This window comes from Peribacillus sp. SIMBA_075 (assembly GCF_046534585.1).
This window is the reverse complement of record NZ_JAWRYN010000460.1, coordinates 1-278: the sequence shown is the minus strand read 5'-3', so window position 1 is coordinate 278 and position 278 is coordinate 1. Positions and strand designations below refer to the sequence as shown.

The 278-nt window shown below is 39.6% G+C and carries 1 protein-coding gene; it reads right to left on the bottom strand.

The window, feature by feature from the left end; translation table 11 throughout:
• Window positions 1-68 precede the first annotated feature (68 nt).
• Window positions 69-278: S26 family signal peptidase (locus SB775_RS29010; protein WP_410864664.1), on the bottom strand; the 210-nt coding region annotated here is incomplete at its 5' end.

Sequence of the window (278 nt, the reverse complement as noted above, 5' to 3'; positions counted from 1 at the left end):
AAAGACAGACTGATTATAAAGCTGCAAAATAAAAAAGAGACGCTTTGCATGAGCAGAGCGCCTCTTTTTTATTCATCGTTATTCCTCTTTACACCGACTACTTGGTCCTTAGAGATGGTCCCAAAATGCCGGCTGTCAAAGCTATGTATTCGGTTATCTCCGACCACGAAGTAATGATTTTTTTGTATTTTATCGTGTCCTGTGATGGCTTTCAGCTGAAAATCTCCTGTCAGGACGTTCCCCATTTTATGTTTTTTCTGTTCTTTTAAGTACGGTTC